The 24,861-nt window shown below is 40.0% G+C and carries 26 protein-coding genes; 20 read left to right on the plus strand and 6 right to left on the minus strand.

The annotated features are described in order from the left end of the window. The first annotated feature begins 141 nt into the window (after positions 1-141). The 6 genes from I6F44_RS15675 (at position 142) to I6F44_RS15700 (ending at position 4,158) form a co-directional block, all read left to right on the plus strand. A complete protein-coding gene (locus I6F44_RS15675) occupies positions 142-1,317 on the plus strand; it encodes an NRAMP family divalent metal transporter (protein ID WP_197174159.1) in 1,176 nt (391 codons plus the stop codon). A gap of 69 nt (positions 1,318-1,386) precedes the next feature. Continuing rightward, positions 1,387-1,842 (plus strand): GNAT family N-acetyltransferase, encoded by a 456-nt coding sequence (locus tag I6F44_RS15680; protein ID WP_197174137.1) that lies wholly within the window; start codon positions 1,387-1,389, stop codon positions 1,840-1,842. A gap of 77 nt (positions 1,843-1,919) precedes the next feature. Beyond that, on the plus strand, positions 1,920-2,252 hold the full coding sequence (locus I6F44_RS15685; protein WP_039486712.1) for a type II toxin-antitoxin system RelE/ParE family toxin: 333 nt from the start codon (positions 1,920-1,922) through the stop codon (positions 2,250-2,252). Continuing rightward, positions 2,239-2,553 (plus strand): helix-turn-helix domain-containing protein, encoded by a 315-nt coding sequence (locus I6F44_RS15690; RefSeq protein WP_039486714.1) that lies wholly within the window; start codon positions 2,239-2,241, stop codon positions 2,551-2,553. Before I6F44_RS15685 ends, I6F44_RS15690 begins: the two co-directional genes overlap by 14 nt. A 54-nt stretch (positions 2,554-2,607) precedes the next feature. Continuing rightward, positions 2,608-2,952 (plus strand): hypothetical protein, encoded by a 345-nt coding sequence (locus I6F44_RS15695; RefSeq protein ID WP_197174138.1) that lies wholly within the window; start codon positions 2,608-2,610, stop codon positions 2,950-2,952. 12 nt (positions 2,953-2,964) lie between these two features. After that, positions 2,965-4,158, plus strand: coding sequence for a hypothetical protein (locus I6F44_RS15700; RefSeq protein ID WP_197174139.1), 1,194 nt, complete (start codon positions 2,965-2,967; stop codon positions 4,156-4,158). Positions 4,159-4,220: 62 nt separating this feature from the next. Here I6F44_RS15700 and I6F44_RS15705 read toward each other — a convergent pair whose 3' ends face one another. From I6F44_RS15705 to I6F44_RS15715, 3 genes are read right to left on the minus strand one after another with little or no spacing between them, the layout of a single operon-like run. After that, entirely contained in the window at positions 4,221-5,408 is a 1,188-nt protein-coding gene (locus I6F44_RS15705) for a vWA domain-containing protein (protein WP_197174140.1), read from the minus strand. A gap of 1 nt (position 5,409) precedes the next feature. Then, positions 5,410-6,258, minus strand: coding sequence for an AAA family ATPase (locus I6F44_RS15710; protein WP_010554437.1), 849 nt, complete (start codon positions 6,256-6,258; stop codon positions 5,410-5,412). A gap of 52 nt (positions 6,259-6,310) precedes the next feature. Continuing rightward, entirely contained in the window at positions 6,311-6,550 is a 240-nt protein-coding gene (locus tag I6F44_RS15715; RefSeq protein ID WP_197174141.1) for a DUF1653 domain-containing protein, read from the minus strand. A gap of 60 nt (positions 6,551-6,610) precedes the next feature. On the opposite strand from I6F44_RS15715, the gene I6F44_RS15720 reads away from it, so the two are divergent. The 11 genes from I6F44_RS15720 (at position 6,611) to rpoS (ending at position 14,196) form a co-directional block, all read left to right on the plus strand. Continuing rightward, entirely contained in the window at positions 6,611-7,090 is a 480-nt protein-coding gene (locus I6F44_RS15720; protein WP_010554439.1) for a DUF2947 domain-containing protein, read from the plus strand. Positions 7,091-7,164: 74 nt separating this feature from the next. Further along, a complete protein-coding gene (locus tag I6F44_RS15725) occupies positions 7,165-7,800 on the plus strand; it encodes a hypothetical protein (protein ID WP_197174142.1) in 636 nt (211 codons plus the stop codon). 37 nt (positions 7,801-7,837) lie between these two features. Next, a complete protein-coding gene (gene ftsB, locus I6F44_RS15730) occupies positions 7,838-8,125 on the plus strand; it encodes a cell division protein FtsB (RefSeq protein ID WP_007584772.1) in 288 nt (95 codons plus the stop codon). Further along, a complete protein-coding gene (gene ispD / locus I6F44_RS15735; RefSeq protein WP_197174143.1) occupies positions 8,115-8,816 on the plus strand; it encodes a 2-C-methyl-D-erythritol 4-phosphate cytidylyltransferase in 702 nt (233 codons plus the stop codon). Before ftsB ends, ispD begins: the two co-directional genes overlap by 11 nt. Continuing rightward, on the plus strand, positions 8,813-9,310 hold the full coding sequence (gene ispF, locus I6F44_RS15740; protein ID WP_010554441.1) for a 2-C-methyl-D-erythritol 2,4-cyclodiphosphate synthase: 498 nt from the start codon (positions 8,813-8,815) through the stop codon (positions 9,308-9,310). Before ispD ends, ispF begins: the two co-directional genes overlap by 4 nt. Beyond that, positions 9,307-10,359 (plus strand): tRNA pseudouridine(13) synthase TruD, encoded by a 1,053-nt coding sequence (truD, locus tag I6F44_RS15745; RefSeq protein ID WP_197174144.1) that lies wholly within the window; start codon positions 9,307-9,309, stop codon positions 10,357-10,359. Before ispF ends, truD begins: the two co-directional genes overlap by 4 nt. Then, positions 10,340-11,104 carry a 5'/3'-nucleotidase SurE gene (gene surE / locus I6F44_RS15750; RefSeq protein WP_165726518.1) on the plus strand — a complete coding sequence of 255 codons (765 nt, stop codon included), beginning with the start codon at positions 10,340-10,342 and terminating at the stop codon, positions 11,102-11,104. The genes truD and surE overlap by 20 nt, the downstream gene beginning before the upstream one ends. Further along, on the plus strand, positions 11,094-11,732 hold the full coding sequence (locus I6F44_RS15755) for a protein-L-isoaspartate(D-aspartate) O-methyltransferase (protein WP_007584780.1): 639 nt from the start codon (positions 11,094-11,096) through the stop codon (positions 11,730-11,732). Before surE ends, I6F44_RS15755 begins: the two co-directional genes overlap by 11 nt. Positions 11,733-11,741: 9 nt before the next feature. Then, positions 11,742-12,320 carry a YqaA family protein gene (locus I6F44_RS15760; protein ID WP_197174145.1) on the plus strand — a complete coding sequence of 193 codons (579 nt, stop codon included), beginning with the start codon at positions 11,742-11,744 and terminating at the stop codon, positions 12,318-12,320. A 41-nt stretch (positions 12,321-12,361) separates the two neighbouring features. Continuing rightward, positions 12,362-13,186, plus strand: a complete 825-nt coding sequence (locus tag I6F44_RS15765) for a peptidoglycan DD-metalloendopeptidase family protein (protein ID WP_197174146.1) — start codon at positions 12,362-12,364, stop codon at positions 13,184-13,186. 35 nt (positions 13,187-13,221) lie between these two features. Next, positions 13,222-14,196, plus strand: a complete 975-nt coding sequence (gene rpoS / locus I6F44_RS15770) for an RNA polymerase sigma factor RpoS (RefSeq protein WP_010554443.1) — start codon at positions 13,222-13,224, stop codon at positions 14,194-14,196. Between the two features lie 91 nt (positions 14,197-14,287). Here rpoS and mutS read toward each other — a convergent pair whose 3' ends face one another. Next, complete coding sequence (gene mutS, locus I6F44_RS15775) at positions 14,288-16,873, minus strand: DNA mismatch repair protein MutS (protein ID WP_197174147.1); 2,586 nt, start codon at positions 16,871-16,873, stop codon at positions 14,288-14,290. 21 nt (positions 16,874-16,894) lie between these two features. Between mutS and I6F44_RS15780 the strand changes: the two genes are divergently transcribed. Together I6F44_RS15780 and recA are read left to right on the plus strand one after the other, a co-directional pair. After that, the gene (locus I6F44_RS15780; RefSeq protein WP_165722864.1) at positions 16,895-17,383 is read left to right on the plus strand and encodes a CinA family protein; all 489 of its coding nucleotides are present in this window, start codon (positions 16,895-16,897) and stop codon (positions 17,381-17,383) included. A gap of 68 nt (positions 17,384-17,451) precedes the next feature. After that, the gene (gene recA, locus I6F44_RS15785; RefSeq protein ID WP_024591486.1) at positions 17,452-18,495 is read left to right on the plus strand and encodes a recombinase RecA; all 1,044 of its coding nucleotides are present in this window, start codon (positions 17,452-17,454) and stop codon (positions 18,493-18,495) included. A gap of 382 nt (positions 18,496-18,877) precedes the next feature. Here the strand turns inward: recA and I6F44_RS15790 are convergent, their stop codons facing one another. Together I6F44_RS15790 and I6F44_RS15795 are read right to left on the minus strand one after the other, a co-directional pair. Next, positions 18,878-21,001: a TonB-dependent siderophore receptor gene (locus tag I6F44_RS15790; RefSeq protein WP_165722863.1), complete on the minus strand. Its 2,124-nt coding sequence runs from the start codon at positions 20,999-21,001 to the stop codon at positions 18,878-18,880. Positions 21,002-21,221: 220 nt separating this feature from the next. Next, entirely contained in the window at positions 21,222-22,388 is a 1,167-nt protein-coding gene (locus I6F44_RS15795) for a DcaP family trimeric outer membrane transporter (protein ID WP_010554447.1), read from the minus strand. Between the two features lie 440 nt (positions 22,389-22,828). Here I6F44_RS15795 and acs point away from each other — a divergent pair, with 440 nt between their 5' ends. Beyond that, positions 22,829-24,769, plus strand: coding sequence for an acetate--CoA ligase (acs, locus tag I6F44_RS15800; protein ID WP_121955524.1), 1,941 nt, complete (start codon positions 22,829-22,831; stop codon positions 24,767-24,769). Positions 24,770-24,861 lie beyond the last annotated feature (92 nt).

Consider the following 24,861-nt stretch of genomic DNA (forward strand, 5'->3'; position numbering starts at 1 on the left):
AGGTAAGTTATGCGTTCTTGCAGTTTATTAATTATAAAAATTAATAAAAAGAACACACAACACACATATTTTGAGAAATTAATGCACACAACAAAAGCAGTATGGAAGTCTCGACTAGGTGCGCTTGGACCTGGAATACTCATGGCAACAGCCGCTATTGGCGGTTCTCACTTAGTTGCGTCTACACAGGCTGGAGCAATATTTGGCTGGCAACTATTTTGGTTAATCCTCGTTGTTAATGTCTTAAAGTACCCGTTTTTTCGCTTTGGTATGGAATACACACTCGCCACTAAAAATAGCCTAGTGGAGGGCTATAAAAGCAAAGGCCCGTTTTACTTCTACAGTTTTATTGGCTTAAACATTGTTGCCGCTGTTGTTAATACCGCCGGCGTATTACTGCTTACCGCAAGCTTACTGCATTACGCGCTGCCTGTAGTGATAGAGGTAACACTGCTATGTTGGATATTATTAGGAGTGTGCTTAGCCATATTATTGTTAGGGCACTTTAAAGCGCTCGACAGTGTGGCCAAAGGCATAATGGGATTATTAACGCTGGCTACCGTTATTGCGTTAGTTATCGCGTTTAGTAATGGCCCAATGGCGCCTACTGACTATGTTGGCCCATCACCTTACGAGCTGGCTATGCTGAGCTTTATGGTCGCGTTAATGGGCTGGATGCCAGCGCCTATCGAAATATCTGCATTAAGTTCTTTATGGCTAAAAGAAAAACAAGCACAGCAAACAGTTTCTAAAAGCCAAGGCTTGTTCGATTTTAACGTAGGTTACTGGCTTACAGCTGGCTTAGCGTTAGTATTTTTTAGTTTAGGTGTATTAGTGCAGTACGGGCAAACCAGTAGTATAGAGCTCGGTGGTGTCGCGTTTGCCAAGCAGCTTATTGATATGTACGCATTAACAATAGGCGAGTGGGCAAGGCCGCTTGTATCAGCAATCGCCTTTTTATGTATGTTTGGCACCACACTCACGGTGCTAGATGGCTACGCCCGCACGCTTAACGAGTCTCATAAACTACTTGGCTTTAGGCAATCAAAACACAGCCTAAATATTTGGTTAATACTGCAAGCACTTGCCGGTATGGCCGTTATTTTATTTTTTAAATCAGCCCTTGGCCCCATGCTTACGTTTGCCATGACGCTTTCATTTGTCACAACGCCAGTGTTTGCATGGCTTAACTTTAGCCTTGTGCGATCAGAGCCTGCTATAAAGCACAGCGTTTTACTACGTAGTTTAACGTGGTTAGGTTTGGTGTACTTAGTTGGGTTTGCTGTCGCGTTTGTAGTGTGGAAACTAGCAGCCTAAATAGAGCCACTTACTTAGGGTTTTAAATAAAGCCTAAGGCATTAAATTCTAGGATTAAACGAGGTATAAATGGATATTAGAATAGGTGAGCTTTCAAACCCAGAAGTTATAAAGCTACTACAAGCGCATCATAACGATATGCTAAAGCACTCACCTGTTGAGAGTGTACATGCACTTGATGTGAGCAAACTCACTCAGCCCGACATAACTTTTTATAGCTTATGGATTGATAATAATTTAGCGGGTGTTGGCGCTTTAAAAGCGCTAAATACAACGCATGGCGAAATTAAATCAATGCGCACATCAAGCAACTATTTACGCCAAGGCATAGCGGCTAAGTTACTCACCCATATTATTGAGCAAGCAACACTCCGTGGCTACAAAAAGTTAAGCTTAGAGACCGGCACTGCAAAAGCATTTTTACCCGCGCAAAAGCTTTATTCTCAATTTGGTTTTAAAGAGTGCGAACCGTTTGGTGATTATGAGCTAGATCCTTACAGCTTGTTTATGAGTAAAGCGCTTTAGCTAAAGCAAGAGATACCTGCGCCAATCGTTTAAAATCTTTAATTGAATTTATACGCTATCTGCGTATACTTTAATGTATGAAAAGCCTATTTGTTGAATCAAACATATTCGAAAAGTACCGAGAGTTGTACTTGAGTGATGACGAGTATCGTTTATTTCAAGCAGATCTAATGGTTAACCCAAAACAGGGCGATGTTATTCAAGGAACAGGCGGCTTACGTAAAATACGAGTTGCGAGCAAAGGAAAGGGTAAGCGTGGTGGTTCAAGAGTTATATATTATTACTTGGACGATAAAAGACGTTTTTATTTGCTCACTATTTACAGTAAAAACGAAGTCACCGATTTAACAGCAGATCAGAAAAAGCAATTAAAAGAATTCTTAGAGGTGTGGCGCAATGAGCAAACGTGATTTATTTTCAGAATTAACTACAGCACTTGTGGACGCTAAAGCGCATTCACAAGGTAAGCTTACGTTACGTTCTCATGCAGTAAAGGATATCAACGATCTTGCTATCTCACCTGATGAAATAGTAAATATTCGAGAAACATTTAATATGTCGCGCGGTGTATTTGCAAACATTCTACATACATCAGCAAGAACGCTCGAAAACTGGGAACAAGGACGCAGCGCACCGAATGGGCAAGCGATAACTTTGCTAAAGCTTGTACAGCGTCATCCTGAGACATTGAACCATATAGCTGAGTTATAGAGCTTCGCACACTTTGAGATATGAAATAGATTTGAACAAGAGGGTAGGCAATAAATGGATGTTTCTGGCTTTTTAACTTTATTCGCGGTGCTAGCTGCAATAATCACCTTATTACCTGAAGATAAAAAATTAGAATTATCACTTAATCTTAAATCAAAAGTTACGTGTTCCATTTTTCTATTATTTTGTTCGTTTTCTACTTATTTCCTGCTTTATGATGTTTTTTCTGCTTGGGGAATAATAATACCTTTAAAATGGATAAAAGGCTTTGATCAAGAAAGTGCTTTACTGCTTATTTCGATTCTTTTTCTGGGGTATATTTTTAAATTGATTTTAGCTAAATCAATCAGAGAAAATCAGATACCTCACCTTATTGATGCAATTTCAAATGATATTTAATACGAACAAAAAATGAGCCTCATTGACTCCTTATTAAATAGAAATCTTTGTACTTTGAAACGTTATTTGATTAAGGAAACTTTATTTAAATCACTAAGGGTAAAGTTATTAAATCAAGATATATCAAACTACTTTAACGAACCATTGATTGCCCTCACCAATGAGCAGCCTAAACAAGAGTCATTGAGTGCCAAAAACTTTTTCAAGTACCACTTTCTTATAGTTCCCTTAACTAAATTTGAGCAACTTAGTAGATTAAGCAGCAGGCAAGAAAAATTAATTGAAGTACTGAAAAAAGAATTTTTCACCTCTAGAGTTAAAGCTCATATCCTGAAAAATAATCCTAGAGTTGCATTCGAACTCATTTCACTTACTGGAAATGACTTTTCAGAAGAGGATATTGAAATATTAATAAGTTCTTCACACTTTAAACATGAGTTAGAGACTTTCTTTGAAGATTACTATTTTTATGAAAATATTCTTGGATTTTCTCCTTTATTAGATGAGTCTATTGGAAATGCTGGTTTTATTGATAAATCTAAGTTTTTTGATAGGCTAGAAAGTATAGTAAAAACGTATATTTTAAATAACAAAAATCAACTTGTTGAGGCACATGAGTACATACCAAATGACTCATTTATAAAGCAAACACGATTAAATTTTTATATAGACTGCGTATTCCATTCTTCAGTTGAAGTAAGCAAAAAAGAACAATCATTTTCTTCTCGACATCCTAGCTGGGTACTAACAAAAATTGTAGAGCAATTGATTGAACTCTCTAACGAAAATGCAGCGAAGGTTCAAAAAAATTGTGAATTCGAAAGCAGAGCTGGCTATTTCATATTTGAGATATTAAATAGCCAAATTAAAGTATTTGAACATATTTTTGAAAGCAAAAGCACTCAAAGCTACGATAATATACTGGAATCTATGGGGCATTCGTTTTATAAAATTTTCAAAGATTCTAATTCAGAAGTAATAAAAACATTTTCATTTGAACTTTTAGCAAGGGTATTTGTTAAATCCGAACAAAATGTTCAAATACTAGAAAGCTCGATTTATGGAGTTTATGGAAATGGCTTTAAATCATGTTTATTAGATTTTAGTATTTTAAAACCACTTTCCGTAAATAGTGGGAAAGGTTTTAACTGGGATATACTATCTAACAATCTGGTGAATTATTACTCAGAAAACGAATGTGTATAACAAAATCATATAGCTCAACTACTTCTAAGCACTATAGATTTAGAAGTAGTTGCTAATTTATTTTAACTCAGCTCTTTTATCGCTCTACTTATCCCATCTAAACTCAGCGCATACATGCGATTGTTCATTAACTCTTTTATAAAGCCAATTGATTGATAGTACGGCCAATGTTCAACCGGTTGTGGGTTGAGCCATGCGACTTTATCAAAGTGGTTTGTGACACGTTGTAACCATGCACTGCCGGGCTCTTCGTTGTAGTGTTCTACCGAGCCGCCCGCATAAGCTATTTCGTAAGGTCCCATAGTGGCGTCACCGACAAATATTACTTTATAGTCGCTGGTGAACTTGTTTATGAGCGTCATGGTGTCTATTTCGTTTGAATGGCGGCGCGCGTTGTCTTGCCAAACGTGCTCGTATAAACAGTTATGAAAGTAGTAAAACTCTAGGTGTTTAAATTCGCTGTGGGCGGCGCTAAATAATTCTTCGCAGGTATGAATGTAGTCATCCATTGAGCCGCCAATATCAAATAGCATCAACACTTTTACGGCATTGTGGCGCTCGGGTGCCATTTTTACATCAAGCATGCCGCCTTGTTTTGCAGTAGCGCGAATAGTCTCGTTTAAATCAAGCGTGTCGCTTGCGCCAGTGCGGGCGAACTTACGTAACTTTTTAAGGGCGAGTTTAATTGTGCGCGAGCCAATTTCTCTGTCGGTGTCGAGGTTTTTGTATTCTCGTTTATCCCACACTTTTACCGCTTGGCGGTTACGATTGCCGTCTTGACCTATGCGCACGCCTTCTGGGTTATAGCCGTATGCTCCAAAAGGTGATGTGCCGCCAGTGCCCACCCATTTATTGCCGCCTGCGTGGCGTTTTTGTTGCTCTTCTAAACGCTCTTTTAGGGTTTTCATAAGCTCGTCGAGTCCGCCCATAGCTTTAAGTTGGGCTTTTTCTTCATCGCTTAGGTTTTTTTCAAACTCTTTACGTAGCCAGTCTTCAGGTAAGTTGTGCTGTTGCTTTAAGCTCTCGAGCAAATCAAGGTCGGCAATACCACTAAAGTAGTCGCTAAAGGCTTTGTCGAATCGGTCAAAGTGCGTTTCGTCTTTTACCATTATGGTGCGTGCTAAATGGTAAAAGGCGTCTACGTCGGCAAATATAACGCCTTTTTTTAAGGCGTTTATTAAATCGAGTAACTCGCGCAAGCTTACCGGTAAACGGTATTTACGTAGCGTGAAAAAAAACTGTACTAACATGTTAGCGACGACTCATAAACGCGAGCTTTTCGATTAGGCTGATGTCTTGCTCATTTTTAAGTAATGCGCCAAACATGGGCATTAAACCGCCTTTTTTAGCTTTATCGTGCAGTGTTTTAGCGTCTATGTCTTCTGCCATAAGCAATTTAAGCCAGTCGAGTAATTCGCTGGTAGAAGGTTTCTTTTTAAGGCCGTTAGCTTCGCGCAGGTTAAAAAATACCTCAAGTGCTTGGCGTACTAAATCTTGTTTAACGTTAGGGTAGTGCACGTCGATAATTTGCTGCATTTCATCGCTGCTAGGAAAATCAATATAGTGAAAAAAGCAGCGGCGTAAAAATGCGTCCGGTAATTCTTTTTCATTATTGGAAGTGATGATCACAATAGGGCGCTCTTTTGCGACAATGCGCTCGTTAGTTTCATAAACATGAAACTCCATTTTATCGAGCTCAAGTAGTAAGTCGTTTGGGAACTCTATGTCGGCTTTGTCTATTTCATCAATTAAAAGCACTGGGCGTTTGCCGTTAAGCTCTGCATACGTAAATGCCTGCCAAAGCTTACCTTTAACGATGTAGTTGCCAATATTGTGTACGCGTTCGTCACCTAATTGGCTGTCGCGCAGGCGCGAAACCGCGTCGTACTCGTATAAGCCTTGCTGTGCTTTAGTAGTCGATTTTATATGCCACTGAATAAGCGTGGTATCTAAGCTTTTAGCTAACTCCTCAGCCAGCATGGTTTTACCTGTGCCTGGTTCGCCTTTAATTAAAAGTGGTTTTTCAAGCATAATGGCAGCATTTACAGCTTGTTTAAGCGCGCTACTCGCTATGTAATTGTCAGTTGAATTAAATTGCACGGTGTACCCTTGTCTGGTCTGAGGAGTAAGTTATTTTGTTATAATGCCATAGTTAAACGGCAGGTCCAATATAAGCAAAACGCTGTATGACCTCACCTTCTTTTTCAACAGTTTCTAAAAACATACTAAGTGGGCGCGCCCACATACCAAATTCACCATAGAGTGCTTGATAAATCACAAGCTGCTCCTCGGTTTCGCTATGGGTGGCAACATGAACAACTTTGTATTGCGGCCCTTTGTAGTGTTGGTATATGCCTGGTTTGAGTGAAAGTGGTTTTATTACTGTAGTCATGTTTTGATCTCTTGTATAATTTGGCTTTGCACTTTTAATGTTAACTAATTTGCCAATACTATGAACTATATTTCGCTAGATGATTACAAAAAAGCATGGGTTTTTCGTCATAAAGACTTACCTGTATCAGATGAAGACGCAGTAAAAATAAAGCCTATGGGAGATGAGCGCGCAGCCGTACTTTGGACAACCATGGTAAGCCGTGAGTTTGATCACCCAGATTTTTTTGAAGACACCGATTGGTGTGGCCAAGAAAAAAGCTTTAGCCAAGAAGTAGATTGGCAAGATGCGTGGGAAAATGGTGATGCGCAACCACCAGAAGCAATCTTAACGTTTTTAGATTGGGAAGCTAACACCACTGTTTATTTTTGTATGGCACGCGATAATATTATCGAAACAACATTTGATGTATTTAAACGCAATTGGCAAAACTTTATGTTTTTAGCTGATGGCAGTTTGCTGATTGGTAAAAAGCGTAATACGGTTGTGCAATTTTTAGAATCAGGTAAAGCAAAATTAGGTGAAAAGCCAAGCGCTTAATTAGTGCGCTGCGCTTAAAAAATATTCAATACTGTGTTATAAAACATTTACCTGAATATTTTTGAGTACAGCTTTTGGTCGCTAAAAATCAGTCACTTGGTGCTCAGCAGCAAGTTGAAATTTGGCAAACTGATGCACAAAAAGTGTTGTATGCACAATTGTGCAATGCGTTTTATCAGCGTGAGGTTCAGCGATTAGTTGCAGAGCCTAATGCCGATAAACTGCGCCGTCAGTTAAAAAGCCTACCTTATTATATTGAGCGAGCTGCAACGTTAGTTGCCAATGGTGACACGCCTTTTACGCTGGACGCGCAAAATGGTACGTGGCTTGAAAAGCAAAAACCGACCCCACCCGATGTGAATGTTCAAGCTAATGAACTTTTTTATCAAACGTATGCCAAAGTGGGTCTTATAGTGCCTGCTATATTACATGGCTACGATCAGGTGCGTCTTAGAATAGACAGTATCGATCAGTTAGGCGAAAATAAGCTGCATTGTAACGAGCTTGGTTGGTTTGATTTTTTAGGAAATGGGCTAGAGCAGCAAAATGCTCAGTTAATAAAGCCAAGTAAAGTGAGTTTAACCGCGGCATGTTGCGGGCATCAGTGGCAATTTTCGAAGCGTTGTATGCCACGGGTTTTATCACTACGCGAAATGCTTTTAGCGGGTAGTATTAATTGGCGCAATTTAAAGCGCCCCTTAGCGTATTAAAGTTAAGGTATTTGGAATTTAAAATAAGGAGTGTTAAATGCGTATTTTTCAAGTTGGCTTACTGTGCTTAGCACTGTTTGTACAATACAGATTATGGTTTGGTCATAATGGTTTACAAGACTACACACGGCTAAAAGGTGCTGTAGCGTCGCATCAAGAAACCAACGAAAAGCTCATTAAACGTAATAAAGTACTTAAAGCAGATATTGAAGACTTAAAGCTTGGCCAAGAAGGCATTGAAGAGCGTGCACGCAACGAATTGGGAATGATTAAACCGGACGAAACATTTATTCGTGTTTTACCGGGCAAACAATATGACAAATAAACAGACTATTGCAGCAATTGTACCTGCTGCGGGCGTTGGCAGTAGAATGCAGCACAATGCGCCTAAGCAATATATACAATTAGCCGGTAAAACTATTTTAGAACACACTTTAGCTAAACTTTCTCAACTATCTCAATTACGCACTATTGTTGTTGCCCTTAGCGACTGCGACCCCTATTTTGACGAACTCCCAATACTTGATAAGCGCATTGTTCGAGCCAGTGGCGGAAAAGAGCGTGCAGATTCAGTACTCAATAGCTTACTTTTTTTAGCGCCTAACCCCCCAACATGGGTGTTGGTGCACGACGCTGCCCGTCCGCTAGTTAATATCAGTGATATAGAACGTTTAATTAGTGAGTGTATAAGCGCTGATGAAGGGGGTATTTTAGCTACCAAAGTAAAAGACACTATAAAACGTGGCCACACTCATGCATTGCAAACTGTGCCGCGAGATGATTTATGGCAAGCACTTACCCCCCAACTTTTTAAATATGACGAGCTTAAAAATGCACTTCAAGGCGCATTAGCAAGTGGGGCAACTATTACCGATGAAGCAAGCGCAATTGAATGGGCGGGTAAACCGGTAAAGCTTGTTGCAGGTCGCAGCGATAATATTAAAATAACCACGCCAGAGGATTTAGATTTGGCTGGATTTTTACTACACAAACAACAAAACGAGAGTGCATTATGATACGAATTGGCCATGGTTTTGACGTACATAAATTTGGCGGCGAAGGCCCGTTAACTATTTGTGGTGAAAAAATTGATTACCCACAGGGCTTTTTAGCGCACTCAGATGGTGATGTTGCTATTCATGCATTATGCGATGCTATTTTAGGCTCGCTTGCAATGGGTGATATTGGTAAGCACTTCCCAGATACGGCAAGCGAGTATGAAAATATCGATAGCCGTATTTTACTTCGCCATGTGGTGAGCTTAGCTAAAGAGCAAGGTTATGTAATTGGCAATGGCGATGTGACTATTGTTGCACAGGCGCCAAAAATGCTGCCACACATTCAAGCTATGCGTGCTAATTTAGCCAGCGATTTAAATTGTGACCTTAGCCAAATTAACGTTAAAGCCACTACTACCGAAAAGCTAGGCTTTGAAGGGCGCAGGGAAGGTATTTCGAGCCATGCAGTGGTTATTATGAGTAAAGAGCTTGCGAGTACAAAAAACGCATGAGCGATCTAAATTATTTATACGGTGCGCCGCTTTCTAAAGCTGATTTTAAAACCACTGCTGAAGACTTTATGGTTGATGAAGACTTAGGTATAGAGTTTACCGGTAGTGGCGAACACGTGTGTTTGCAGGTGGTTAAAAAAGGCGAAAATACGCAATATGTTGCCAAGCTAATTGCGCAGCGTGCGGGTGTTTCACCGCGAGACGTAAGTTACGCCGGCATGAAAGATCGCCACGGTGTGTGCTCACAGTGGTTTAGTGTAAAAGTACCGATTAAAAAGCCTATCGATTTTAGCGATTTAAATAGCGAGAGTATTTTTATTGTGTCGCAACAGCGCCACGACCGTAAATTACGCACGGGCTGCCACAAAGGTAATAAATTTACTATTACGCTTCGTAACGTAACCAAGCCCCTCGATATTTTATGCCGCATTAACGCAGTACGCGCAGGTGTGCCTAATTACTTTGGCGAACAACGCTTTGGGCATGGCGGTCATAACTTAGTAATGGCTGAAAAAATGTTTGCAGGGGAGCGCATTCGCGATAAAAAACTGCGCGGCATTATTATTTCAGCAGCGCGCTCTCATGTGTTTAATCAAATAGTAAATTTACGTGTTAAAGAGCATGGTTTAGCTAAAACAATGCACCGTGAAGTATTTATGCTCAGCGGCAGTAATGCATTTTTTGAAGATGCAATTAACGACGAAAACATAGAGCGATTAGCCACTGGCGATATTATGATGTCGGCACCTATGGTGGGAAAAAGCGAAAAAGGTTTAACCGAACAAGAAAAAATATGGCTTGAACCTTTCCAAACATGGTGCGATGGCTTAGGTGAGCTAGGCCTTAAAAATGAGCGTAGGATGCTGCGTTTAATTCCGCAAAACTTAACGGTTGAGACCATAGATGAAACCAGTTTAAAACTGAGTTTTGGTTTGCCAAAAGGGTGTTTTGCAACTGCATTATTACGTGAGCTGGTGGATTATAAAGATGCTAGCCCTCGAGATCGCAAAGAAAAGGATAATGACATAAATGAAGATACTGTTAAGTAACGATGATGGTGTAAATGCTAAAGGTATTGCGGTTTTATATCAGGCGCTTATACAAATTGCAGACGTAACCCTTGTTGCACCAGATCGCAACTGTAGTGGCGCAAGTAATTCTTTAACATTAATGAACCCGCTACGAGCGACTACACTCGAAAATGGTTTTATGTCGGTAAATGGCACACCTACTGATTGTGTGCATTTAGGTGTCAATCAGTTAGCTAATGAAAAACCAGACCTTGTTGTTGCTGGCATTAACCATGGTGCCAATTTAGGCGACGATACGCTTTATTCTGGCACCGTTGCAGCTGCAACTGAAGGTCGCCATTTGGGCTTACCTGCAATTGCAGTATCGCTTTGCTCACATAAGGGCGAGCATTTTGAAACAGCCGCTGCTGTTACCGTTAATATTATTAAAGGTTTGGCTTCGCATCCGCTTCCTAAAGATCAAATCATAAATATAAATGTGCCAGATATTCCATTAAGTGAATTAAAAGGGGTGCAAGTAACACGTTTAGGCGCTCGTCATAAAGCAGAAACCATGACCAAACAAACCGATCCTTGGGGTCGAGATATTTATTGGTATGGATCGCTGGGCATAGAAAGTGATGCAGGTGAGGGTACCGACTTTTACGCAATCAATAACGGTTATGCCTCAGTTACGCCATTAAGTGTTGATATGACAGCCAAAGACAGCCTAAAAGCAGTAGGAGACTGGTTAGCCGATTTGGAGATTAATCGTGCTCGCTAATTATACCCGCAGTGCAAAAGCGCTATCTGACTTACTAAAGCGCGAAGGCGTTGAAGATACACAAGTACTGAGTGCTATAGCTGATATTCCGCGACATATATTCGTAGACGATGTGCTAAAACACAAAGCTTATGAAAATACGGCGCTACCTATTGGGCAAGGGCAAACTATTTCCCAGCCTTATATAGTAGCGCGCATGACAGAGCTACTTCGCTTAGCTGGTGTACGCAATAAAGTGCTGGAAATTGGTACTGGCTCTGGATATCAAACTGCAATATTAGCCAAAACGTTTACAAAAGTTTATTCGGTAGAGCGTATTAAAACGCTTCAGTGGCAGGCAAAGCGTCGATTGCAACAACTCGATTTATATAATGTAACCATGAAGCATGGTGATGGTTGGCAAGGCTGGCAATCACAAGCACCTTTTGATGGTATTATAGTGACTGCTGCGGCCTCTAAAGTTCCGCAAGACTTACTTGCTCAGTTAGCCGATGGAGGCGTGTTATTAGCGCCCATTGGTGAGAGCGATCAAAAATTAGTAATGGTTATTCGCGAAGGCGATAATTATAAAGAGCATGTTATTGCTCCCGTTAGATTTGTGCCGTTAGTACCTGGCGATATTGAATAGGAATTCATTTTGAAGTTGTTTACCAAGTTATACGATATGGCCCTAGTGTGGGCAAAGCACCGCCATGCGGAACGTTATTTAGCTGCAATGAGCTTTGCAGAGTCAGTTTTTTTTCCAATACCGCCCGATGTAATGCTTGCACCTATGTCGCTTGCGCAACCCAAAAAAGCATGGCGTTTTGCAAGTTTTGCCACAATAGCATCGGTTGTTGGTGGAGTAGTTGGTTACTTGCTTGGGTTTTGGCTATTTGAACCCGTTGTTGAGCCATTGATTGCACAAATGCACTGGCAAGAAAAGTTTGATATCGCATTAAATTGGTTTAAAGATTACGGTGTTTGGGTTGTGTTTTTAGCTGGTTTTTCGCCTATACCATATAAAGTATTTACCATTGGCGCAGGTGTTTTACAAATGGCATTTTTGCCATTTTTACTCGCATCGGCGATTGGACGTGGTGCGCGATTCTTTTTAGTTTCAGCCTTAATGACGTGGGGCGGGGCTAAAATGGAAGCAAAATTACGTCAATATATTGAAATACTTGGTTGGGGATTAGTGGTATTAATTGCGCTAGCGTACTTTTTATTGCGTTAAGCGTTAAAAATATCAATTGTCTAATTTGGGAGAAAAATACAATGAATAAACAGTTTTTACTGTATGTGACTATATTTATTGGTGTTTTTCTTTCTGGTTGCTCTTCTCGCCATGTTCCTGCGCCTGTTAGCAGTCTAAATAATAATGTTAACGATTTAGGTCATACTATTAACATTAATGGAAGCAACTATAAAGTACAAAGAGGAGATACCCTTTACTCTATCGCCTTTAGTGCTGGGCAAGATGTTAGATTACTTGCAAAAAACAATTCAATTCCATCACCTTACACTATCTTTCCTGGACAAAATATCTCCTTAATCCCTAAGCCTAAAAAAATAAAAAGGGATGAAAAATATACGAATTCGAGTAAAAAGTCTACAAAAAAAACACAAAAAAATAACATAATATTAAAGAAAGAGCTTGATCCCCCAAAACAACGAGAGTATGTTCAGAAACAAGCCAGTAACAAAGTTAGTAATACTAAACATTTGTCGAGCAGTAAAGTTAAGTGGTTTTGGCCTGCAAAGGGCAAAATTACCAAACGCTTTTCTAATAAGGAAAACGGTTATAAAGGTTTACAGATTACTAATCGCAAAGGGGCTTCAGTCTTAGCTGCGGCACAAGGAACAGTGGTATACGCGGGTAACGCTCTACGAGGTTATGGTAGTTTAATCATATTGAAACATAATGATGATTACCTAAGTGCTTATGCACATAACTCGAAATTACTTGTTAAAGAAAAGCAGAAGGTTAAGGCAGGACAAAAAATAGCAGAAATTGGTAATTCAGAATCTCCGGTCACCGCGCTTCGCTTTGAAATTCGCTACCGAGGGCAAGCTGTCAATCCTGCTAAATACCTACCCTAATTTTTAGGTATTGATAATTGCTCGGGAGAAGGCTTATGGCTAGCGCAGCAAAACTTGACAAACATACTACGACTGACGAAAAATTCGATAATATTGATGCTGATGAAAGTACAGCGTTACTAGAAAAAGTAGAAGACGATGAAATCTTTGCAAAAGAAGAAGTAACTAAAAATCTTGACGCAACCCAACTTTATTTAGGCGAAATTGGTTTTTCTCCTTTGCTTAGCGCAGAAGAAGAAGTGTTTTTTTCTCGCAAATCACTTCGAGGTTGTGAAGCCTCACGCAAACGTATGATTGAAAGTAACTTACGTTTAGTTGTTAAAATAGCACGCCGTTACAATAACCGTGGCCTTGCTCTACTCGATTTAATTGAAGAAGGTAACTTAGGCTTAATTCGCGCTGTTGAAAAATTTGACCCTGAACGTGGCTTTAGATTTTCTACTTACGCTACATGGTGGATACGTCAAACAATTGAACGTGCCATTATGAACCAAACGCGTACCATTCGCTTACCTATCCATGTAGTTAAAGAGCTTAATGTTTACCTGCGTACAGCACGTGAATTAACTCAAAAGCTTGACCATGAACCAACAGCTGATGAAATTGCAGCTTGCCTAGACAGACCCGTTGAAGACGTAACTAAAATGCTACGTTTAAACGAAAGAATTGCATCGGTTGATATGCCGATTGGTGGTGAAAACGACAGTGTACTGCTTGATATCATCCCAGATGAAAAAAGTGCAGGCCCTGAAGGCGAAGTACAAAATAATGATATTAATAAACATATTGTAGATTGGTTAGGAGAATTAAACCCTAAACAACGTGAAGTGTTAGCTCGTCGATTTGGATTGCTTGGCTATGAGCCATCTACACTTGAAGATGTAGGTCGTGAAATAGGCTTAACACGTGAGCGTGTAAGACAAATTCAGGTAGAGGCATTACGTCGTTTAAAAGACATTTTGCAACAAGAAGGTTTAAGTACAGATAGCTTGTTTAATCAGTTTTCGTAACTAGTTAAATAGTATAAGAGACTATGTGTGTTAAAAAGCCGAAGAATTTATTCTTCGGCTTTTTTTATGCTTGTAAATTAGATGATATAAATTACAACAATGCTTTTAGTTTATATAACAAATCGTGCGCTTGGCGTGGCGATAAATTATCAGGGTCAATTGCGCTTAACTGCTCTTCAACTTCTGAAGGTGTATTTTGTGCAACTTCATTATTAAAAGTAAATGCTTGTTGCTCTGTATTTGGTGCAGTAACGCTTTGATGATTTTCAAGTAACTTAAGTTTTTGCTTTGCTTGTGCAATAACAGCTTTTGGCACACCTGCAAGAGCGGCTACTTGTAAACCAAAGCTTTTGCTTGCTGCGCCATCAAGTACTGTATGCATAAAGGCGATTGTATCGTTATGCTCTATTGCATCAAGGTGCACGTTTACCAGACCTGTTGTTTGTTCAGCAAGTTCTGTTAACTCAAAGTAGTGCGTAGCAAATAATGTTTTAGCTGATATTTTTGACGCTAAATGATCGGCTGTTGCATACGCAAGCGAGAGCCCATCGTAGGTACTTGTACCGCGACCAATTTCATCCATTAACACTAAAGACTGCGCCGTGGCATTATTTAAAATAGTTGCTGTTTCGGTCATTTCTACCATGAAGGTTGAGCGACCTGATGCTAAATCATCGCTTGCACCAATACGTGTAAATATGCGATCGATATTACCAATTTTAGCGCTGTCTGCAGGTACATAACTGCCAATGTGAGCCATTAGTACAATAAGTGCTGTTTGGCGCATATAGGTTGATTTACCGCCCATGTTTGGACCCGTAATAATCAACATTTTACGTTGGCTGTTTAATTCAACAGGGTTAGCAATAAACGGTTCTTTCATTACTTGTTCAACAACAGGGTGACGACCTTGTTTAATGCTTATATTGTCGTTATCGCATAGTTCTGGTTTTGCATAATTGAGTGCAAATGCACGTTCGGCCAAGTTATTTAATACGTCTAAATCGGCCAGTGCTGCTGCCATCATTTGCAGCTGTTCAATATGTGGAGCGATAAATCTGAACAGCTCTTCGTATAGTTGCTTTTCAAGCGCTAAGGCTTTTGATTGGCTACCAAGTACTTTATCTTCGTGCTCTTTAAGCTCAGGAATAATATAGCGTTCGTTATTTTTGAGCGTTTGGCGACGAATGTAGTCGGCTGGCACTAAGTGGGCATTGGCGCGGCTTACTTCAATAAAAAAGCCATGTACGCGGTTATAACCAATTTTAAGCGTACTAATACCCGTGCGTTCGCGTTCACGTAACTCTAGTTGATCAAGTACATCGGTTGCACCTTTACTTAAGTTACGCCACTCATCTAGTTCGCTGTTGTAACCAGGGGCAATAACGCCACCGTCACGAATAAGTACCGGTGGGTTTTCTATCACTGCACGTTCTAATAACTCTTGTAAATCAGGGAGCTCAGGCGAGTGCTTGATAATACCCGCTATACGAGGTTCGTTAGCATCACCTAACAAAGTATGTAGTGGCGCAAGTGCTTGTAATGCGCTGCGAAGGCGAGTTAAATCGCGCGGGCGAGCTGTGCATAAAGCTAGGCGTGCAATAACACGCTCTACATCACCAATCTCTTTTAATGATTCGTGTAATTCGCCGCACAGTTGTACATCTAAAATAGCGCTAATTGCATTTAAGCGTGAATTTAGCTCGTCTTTATTACGTACAGGTGTATGAATACGGCGCTTAAGTAAACGAGAGCCCATAGGTGTTGCTGTTTTATCAAGTACCTGGGCAAGTGTATTTTCAAACCCACCTGATAAATTAACGGTAAGTTCTAAGTTTTTACGAGTAGCGGCATCTAAAATCACAGCGTGTTCGTTGTGCTCAAGTGTAATTGCACGAATATGTGGCAGTGCAATACGTTGTGTATCTTTTACGTATTGCATTAAACAACCGGCAGCAACAAGCGCGCTGTGGGCTTTATCAACACCAAAACCAACTAAATCTTTAGTACCAAACTGATCGCATAATAAGTGCTCGGCCGTATCTAAGTCGAACTCCCACTCTGGGCGGCGGCGGGCACCTTTTATATGCTCAATTAAATGAAAGTTTTCAAAGCTTTCGCTATACAGAAGTTCTGCCGGAGCTAAGCGCTGAATAGTTGAGCTAAAGGCTTCGTCGGTGTTAACCTCTACAACGTTAAAGCGACCAGAGTTAATATCAAGGTACGCGATACCGTACAGACCTTTTTTACTTTGCCAAACGCTGGTAAGGAGGTTGTCTTGTCGTTCTTGTAAAAGCGCTTCATCAGAAATTGTACCAGGTGTAACTATACGAACAACTTTACGATCGACAGGACCTTTACTAGTTGCAGGGTCACCCACTTGTTCACAAATAGCGACTGATTCACCCATTTGGACTAGGCGTGCTAGGTAGTTTTCTACTGCATGATAAGGTACGCCCGCCATAGGGATAGGATCGCCACCGGCTTTACCGCGATGTGTTTGCGAAATATCGAGTAATTGAGCGGCGCGTTTAGCGTCATCAAAAAAGAGTTCGTAAAAATCGCCCATACGATAAAACAATAAAATATCGCGATGCTCTGATTTTATTTTTAGATACTGCTGCATCATAGGGGTTTGTTGTTTTATAGTGTGTGGTGCATAAAGATCAAACGACATGTATTTACCCAAAGGCTGAATATGGAATTACATCAAGAGATTAAAACACTTGCTGCGCAATTAGGCGCTATTTTAACGGATAAATGCTTATGGATCACTAGTGCTGAGTCATGTACTGGTGGCGGAGTGAGTTATGCCCTTACAGATACGCCCGGAAGCTCGGCTTATATTGACCGCGCATTTGTGACTTACAGCAACCAAGCAAAGCAAGACTTACTAAATGTAAGTGCCAGTACATTAGCGCAATTTGGTGCTGTGAGCGAGCAGACAGTACGTGAAATGGCACTAGGTGCAATTAAGGCAACAAACGCAAATATATCTATAGCTGTATCGGGTATTGCAGGACCTGGCGGGGCAACTGATGGCAAACCTGTGGGACTTGTGTGGTTTGGCATACAAATTAATGACAAAGTACTGACCTTTAAACAAGTATTCTCTGGCGATAGGGCTCAAGTTAGACTGCAAGCTATTGTATTTGCATTGAAAAGTGTAATAGATGAGATAAAATAAAAAAATTAGCTTGATACTGTGATTTCATACAGTATACTTGATTCCATTAGCTGGATTTGGAGAATAAAATGAACGATAACAAACAAAAAGCGTTGGACGCTGCACTATCACAAATTGAACGTCAATTTGGTAAAGGCTCAATTATGAAATTGGGTGATAACAAAGCGTTAAACATTGAATCTGTATCTACAGGCTCATTAGGTATTGATATTGCTTTAGGCATAGGTGGTTTACCTATGGGACGTATTGTTGAAGTATACGGACCTGAGTCATCTGGTAAAACAACGCTTACTTTACAAGTTATCGCAGAAGCACAAAAAGAAGGCAAAACATGTGCCTTTATTGATGCTGAGCATGCTCTAGATCCAGTTTATGCACAAAAGCTTGGTGTTAACATTGATGAGCTTTTTGTATCGCAACCAGATACCGGTGAGCAAGCATTAGAAATTTGTGACATGTTAGTGCGCTCAAGCGCGGTAGACGTTGTTGTAATTGACTCGGTTGCTGCACTTACACCAAAAGCTGAAATTGAAGGCGACATGGGCGACTCGCACATGGGCTTACAAGCACGTTTAATGTCGCAAGCATTACGCAAGCTTACTGGTAACATTAAACGCTCTAACACGTTATGTATTTTCATTAACCAAATCCGTATGAAAATTGGTGTTATGTTTGGTAACCCAGAAACAACAACGGGTGGTAATGCACTTAAGTTTTACGCATCGGTACGTATTGATATTCGTCGTATTGGTTCTGTTAAAGAAGGCGATGAAGTTGTTGGTAACGAAACTCGCGTTAAAATTGTTAAAAACAAAGTAGCGCCGCCGTTTAAACAAGCTGAATTTATCATCATGTATGGTGAAGGTATTTCTAAGCAAGGCGAGCTAATTGACCTAGGCGTTAAGCATAAAATTGTTGAAAAAGCAGGTGCTTGGTATAGCTACTGTGGCAACAAGGTTGGCCAAGGTAAATCTAACTCAATTAAGTTTTTGAAAGAAAACCCAGAAATTGCAGATGAGATTGAAGGCAAGTTACGCGAAATGCTTTTATTAAAAGCAACTATTGAACCAGATGATGGTGAAGATAAGTTGGGCGATGACGCTGATCTTTAACAGCCTCAAAATGAGTTTTTAAGCTTGATTTGACCCGAGCTTTAAAAAGCGTTAATCAGTAATGATTAGCGTTTTTTTGTTATTAAAAACTTAAAGTAGATAACCTGAGCTCTGGATAATAAATCTATCTCGAGCAGCTATTTTCAGCGCTAACTGCGTTGAATTTACTTACAATAGGCCAGCTATTGACGCGTAAATTCGCCTTGTTTCCACTGAAAATCTCTGGCTAGAGAAAATAAATTTAAATACCACTATGATTCAATACGTTAGTAAATCTCTTAACCAGAGTTTAGGTTAGATAAAAATAAAAACGACACATTAAAAATGTGTCGTTTTTTAATTTAACCGCAAAAATCTACAGCCTTTAATTAATCAAATATATTTATAACTGCCAATTTACAGATAGAGCGTAGTTACGCGGTGCACCGTAGTAACCTTGTTCCCAGTATAGGCTGTGCAAATATTTTTCACCTGTGGTGTTATTAACGTTGAAAGTGACTCCTACGTTATCTGTAATTTTGTAAGTGGCCATTAAATCAAGTAACCCGTATGCATCTTGGTTGGTAGTAACACTTGCAATACCATTAGCATCTTTAACTTGAACTCGGCTAGTTGAATCCTGCCAGCGATAGTTTGCACCAAATGATAAGCCATCAACTAAAGGAACTTGGTAGGTTGCGGCCACTTTAAGTTGGTTTTCTGGTGTGTAATCTTTTACTAAATCATCACCATCAATATTTAAATTACTAAAGCTAATACTTGCACTTAAATCATCTGTAAATTTACCACTTAACTCTACTTCAAAACCATTACTACTAATGCCATCAGCTGCATAATAACGCGTATCACTTGGTAATGAGTTAGCTATAGCAACAGCAAGGCCATCTTGTTTTGCATCAAAATAAGCAAACGTTACAAATAACTGGTCGTCTAGAAGCTGTGCTTTGACACCTATTTCGCTACTTTTGCCAGTAACAGCAGGTAGTTGATTGGCATTTATGTCTAGTTCTTTTTGCGGTACAAATGTTTCTGTATAGCTTGCATAAGCCGATAGAGATTCGTTAAAGTCGTACACTGTACCAATGTACGGTATTAGCTCAGAGTCACTTCGAGTTTGAGCAACGCCATAGGCTGTGCCTTTTGTTTCCCAATCGGTATAACGCACGCCAGCGAGCACACTTAAAGGCTCACTTAATTTAATGCGAGTAGATATGTAAGCTGATTTTTGCTCGTTAGTAATATCACTACCATTTACGCCATCAGCAAGTGTTGCCTTTGGTACTACACCATCCCACGTTTTAAGTGATGGCATATCTGGAAAACCATTGCCTGTAGTGTAATCGTAAAGAGACTGCTCGTTGTAATCCATTTTAGCTTGGCTAACACCAAATGATAGGTCGTGCTCTTGATTAAATAAATCAAACTTACCACTGGCGTATAAATCAAATAAGTCATGCTTATCTTCGTAATCATAACGGCTAGCATAACCTGTTAAACCAAGTTCAGTATCTTTATCAGGGGTACCGTATACGTAGAACAGCTCTGAGTTTTGCTTGTTTTCGATGTGAGCATAGCGTGCTCTAGCCACCCATGTTGCTGATAAGTTTTGTTCAAGCGTTACATATACTTGCTCTGCACTGTTATCCCAGTAAGACCAATCAGCAGCAGTACTGGTTGATTCGTCATAGTTAGTTGGTGAGCCGTCGGTGTAATAAAGAGGTAGTGCCCCCCAAAGTGGGCTATCAGCATCTTTTTGTTGGTTAACGTAGTTAACGCTTAATAATGTGCTGTCTGTTAATTTGCCTTCGTAGGCTAAATAAATAATTGTTTTATCTGTTTCGTAGCGATCTAGGTATGAATCAGCTTTTTGCTTTGTAAATACAGCACGTACGGCGTGTTCTTCATTTATTGGCGTAGATACATCTAAATCTAAACGTTTTTTATTCCATGAGCCATACGAGGCTGATGCATTTGCTTGTGTTGTGTAAGTTGGTTTCTTTAAAACCATATTTACAGTTGCAGAAGGGTTACCGGCACCGGTCATTAAGCCATTAGCGCCACGAACTATTTCTACACGGTCATAAATTGAAGTATCAAGGCTGCCTTGAATAGATCCAGAGCTTTGTGGAATACCTAAGCCATCAACTTGAAAGTTAGTAATTTCAAAGCCACGAGCTTTAAAGTAAGTACGATCTGTTTCTATTTGCTCTACTGTTACGCCGGGGGTGCTTTCAAGTACTGAGTTTATATCGTCTAGTGAAAAGTCGTCCATTAATGCGCGTGATACTACCGAGATTGACTGTGGTGTTTCTTTAATTGTTAAACCTAGTTTGGTAGCTGATTGCGCTTCTTCTGTTATGTAGTTTTTGTGATGTTGACCATATACCGCAATTTTTTCGAGAGGTTCATCTTTTACAGTTGCTTCATCAGCAAGTGCATAACCAGATAGAATTAAAGAAGTAGCAAAGCTTAATTTAGATAAACGCAAAACTTGAGGGGACGACATAAGTTTTTCCAGTTAGTTCAAAAAGAAGTGCGTAACTTAATCTAAATGATATCGATTTGCAATTAGGTTGTGTGTTTTTACCTATTATTATTCTATTTTGTTGGATTTTAGCGTCACATAAAGAGATTATGGGTACGAATTGATGAATTATATAGAACTTAATATCCCTTATAAAAAAGCGGCCTAGGCCGCTTTTTTAAAGTAGTTAGCTTTTTAGTTATTAAAAAGAGTATTTAACAGAGAATTGTAAACGATCTAAATCGCCATCTACGCCACTTTCAGTTTCACGCTCAGCATGTTTTAGCTCAGCTCCAAATGTTAGGCGTTTAACAGGGGAATATAAAATGTTAGCGCTATAGCTTTGGCTTGATTCAGTCGGATCACCAGAAATAGCTAATAAATCAGTGTTGTTATCAGCAGAGAAGAAAGAGTATAAGAATGTTGAACGCCATTGGCTTGTCCACTTGTGCTGGTAAGCAACAAAACCAGAAGTCGAATCAATGGCATCTAGTTCATCGCCATTAAGTACTGCGCCGTGAGCAACGTTTAAGCCTACGTAACGGCCTAAGCCTTTACCTTGAGTAAGCATAAATTTAAGGTTGTCTTCACCAAGGTTTATTTTACCCGACGCACTAATACCAAAAGATGTTTCATCTGCATCAACACTGCCTACCTTATAGGTAAGTTGGCGAGCAAGCGCTGCAACAACAATGTTACCCCAATCAGCTTTGTGTGTGTAACGAGCTGTAAAGTCAGGCAATGATGCATCATCAGTTACTACCATACCGCTAGTAGTAGAAATTGTACTTTCTGGGTTTTCTAATGAGAAAGACCATGCGCCAGTGGTATATTTAATTTGCGATTGACGAACAAATATAGTGCCTTCAGCTGGGCCTACAAAATCAAGCGTTTCAGCAAGGGCACCCACGTTTTGAAAGTTAGACCATGTTTGACCAAATAACCAACCGTCGTATGTCACAAACGCATGGCGAATACGTGGAGCATAAGAGTTTGATACACGTTCATTGCCGCCAGCAGCTGAGGCTAAAAAATCAATCTCAATTTTAGTGTTAACGGTCTTACCGTTATCCATAACAGTGGCTGTGCCAAAGTTAAAGCGTGACTCGCGAGCATGCATATCAAACACAGCATCTGAGCTGTTATCGTCGCCAACTGTTAGCGTACTTGGTACGTAAAAGTCACGACCTACGTTTGAACCTGCAGGCGCACCCGCTGAATAATCACTCCACATAGAGTCGAGTTTAATGTATCCACCGTAAGTAAATTCGGTATCACCAATTTTTGCAGCAGTTGCCGCGTATGCAGTACTTGATAGTGCACATAGTACAGCGCTTGCTGCCAATGTTTTTAATGGGGTAAATTTCATTGTGGTGTCCTTTATAGGCTACTTGTTATTTGTTACTTTTTTTTCATAGATATTTGTATTACTTGCTACGAGTATTACTTACGAATAAAAAGGGTTGTTAATTTGGCTTTCAATTCACTTTCTATTTTCATTCGTTAAATAAAGCATTTTAGTAAGTACAACAAAATATCTTTATTAGAGTACGACAACACTGTTGAATATGTGCAATATTTACTCAATTACCTATTGGTCTATAAGACTAAGGTTTGAGAGCAGATTAGTTTGTATTTACTTACATTTAACGCGTTGTATTATTTATGTAAAAAAATTGAAAGCAGAAGGATTATAAACTACAAATGAGGAAATTGAAGAGGTGTACAACTAAGGTCTAATACTTAATGTAGCACTGCTGAGTAATCCTTGATAAAAGCTTAAGGCAAGTAATTTAAATGGAGACTAAGATGTCACAAAGTATCTATCCAGTTCCTGCGCATATTAAAGATGCGACTCTTGTAGATAAAAATAAATATAATACGCTTTACAAGCAATCTATTGATGACCCAGAAAGTTTTTGGCGTGAGCATGGCAAACGTCTTGATTGGTCTACCCCTTATACAAAAGTTAAAAACACATCATTCGACAAAGGCCATATAAATATTAAATGGTATGAGGATGGCTACCTTAATGCTTCGTACAATTGTATCGATCGTCACTTAAAAACCAAAGCAGATAAAACGGCGCTTATTTGGGAAGGTGACAGCCCATCTCAAAGTGAGAATATTACTTATCAACAATTGCATGATGAAGTAGCCAAGTTTGCCAATGGTTTAAAAAAGCTAGGTGTTCAAAAAGGTGACCGTGTAGCGATTTATATGCCTATGACGCCTCAAGCTGTTTATGCAATGCAGGCTTGTGCACGTATTGGTGCTATTCATTCGGTTGTATTTGGTGGCTTTTCACCTTCTGCGATTGCAGATCGTATTCGAGATTCGGGTGCCAAGGTCGTTATTACTTCAGATGAAGGGCGCAGAGCGGGTAATTGTGTTCCATTAAAAGCAAATGTAGATGAAGCGGTAGCGCAAGAAACTGTAACCTCAATTGAGCATGTTATTGTGCACCAATTAACCGGCGGTGAAGTTGATTGGAATGAGCACGATATATGGTGGCATGACCTAGTTGCTGATTTACCAGCAAAGTGTGAACCAGAGCCAATGAACGCTGAAGATCCATTGTTTATTCTATATACGTCAGGTTCAACAGGTCAGCCGAAGGGGGTTGTGCATACGACTGGTGGCTACTTAGTTTACTCATCAATGACACATGAATACGTATTTGATTTAAAAGAAGACGATGTGTATTGGTGTAGTGCCGATGTAGGTTGGATCACAGGCCACAGTTACATTGCATACGGGCCATTAGTAAACGGTTGTACACAAGTATTATTTGAAGGTGTACCAACTTATCCAACTGCAGGACGTATGGGCGAAATTGTTGATAAACACGGTGTAACTATTTTATATACTGCGCCTACAGCAATTCGTGCGCTAATGGCGAAAGGTGATGAGCCAACAGCTTCGTCAAATCGCGATAGTTTACGTATTTTAGGCTCGGTTGGTGAGCCAATAAATCCAGAAGCATGGACGTGGTATTACGAGAGTATTGGTAAATCTAATTGTCCGATTGTTGATACGTGGTGGCAAACAGAAACCGGTGGCATAATGATTACGCCTCTACCGGGTGCAACTGATACAAAACCTGGTTCTGCGACACATCCATTTTTTGGTATTGCCCCTGCATTATTTGATGCTGAAGGCAATAACCTTGAGGGTGCTGTAGACGGTAATTTAGTAATTTTAGATAGCTGGCCATCGCAGGCGCGAACGGTTTACAACGACCATGAACGTTTTGAACAAACTTATTTTAGCGCCTACCCAGGTGTTTACTTTACAGGTGATGGTTGTCGTCGTGATGAAGACGGGTATTACTGGATCACAGGACGTGTGGACGATGTACTTAACGTATCAGGCCATCGCCTTGGTACTGCCGAAATTGAAAGTGCTTTAGTTGCGCACGAAGCAGTAGCCGAAGCTGCAGTAGTGGGTTACCCGCATGATATTAAAGGCCAAGGTATTTATGTTTATATTACGCCTAACGAAGGTGTAACAGTAAGCGATGAGTTAACCAAAGAGGTACGTAACTGGGTTCGTAAAGAGCTTAGCCCAATAGCATCACCAGATATGATTCAATGGTCACCGGGTTTACCTAAAACGCGCTCAGGCAAGATTATGCGTCGTATTTTACGTAAAATCGCTGCAAATGAGCACCAACAACTCGGTGATACGTCAACGCTTGCAGATCCATCTGTAGTTGATGAACTAATCGAGAACAGATTAAATCGTTAAATGTGCGTTAAAAACTTGATTACAAGTTGATTCTAAACGTAGTATATCGGCTGTCAGTAATGGTTTTATACCTAACTGGCAGCCGAATTTAT

It is taken from the genome of Pseudoalteromonas sp. NZS11_1, from assembly GCF_015864275.1.
In the GTDB taxonomy this organism is placed as follows: Bacteria; Pseudomonadota; Gammaproteobacteria; order Enterobacterales; family Alteromonadaceae; genus Pseudoalteromonas; species Pseudoalteromonas arctica.